This is a genomic window from Pollutimonas rozaliensis, from assembly GCF_048751585.1.
Classification (GTDB): domain Bacteria; phylum Pseudomonadota; class Gammaproteobacteria; order Burkholderiales; family Burkholderiaceae_B.
This window is the reverse complement of sequence record NZ_JAZHOB010000079.1, coordinates 1-278: the sequence shown is the minus strand read 5'-3', so window position 1 is coordinate 278 and position 278 is coordinate 1. Positions and strand designations below refer to the sequence as shown.

General features: G+C 56.5%; 1 protein-coding gene. It reads right to left on the bottom strand.

The genetic code is table 11. The features are described from left to right. The coding region (locus tag V0R37_RS22050) for a hypothetical protein (RefSeq protein WP_420376549.1) at positions 1-278 on the bottom strand (278 nt) is incomplete at both ends.

Below are 278 nucleotides of genomic sequence, written 5' to 3'. Positions count from 1 at the left end.
GTCCATTTCTTTACGGCGGTTTTCGAGCTGCTCATCGGCCTGGGCCAGCAGTTCGTTGTAGGCTTCATCCTGCATGCGCAGTTTGAACCACTGCTGACGGGGCAGTTCGTCCAGGTACGTCTCGCTCAGCACGTCGCCTTTCTTCAGGTTCGGGCCGCCATTAACCGCTTGGCCATCCAGCGTACGCTTCAGACGTTCAAAGGTGGCGTCTTCGGCAATACGGTAGGTTTCCTGAAGATCCTTACGCACTTCGTCCAGCTGCATCTGCTCGATGGAGA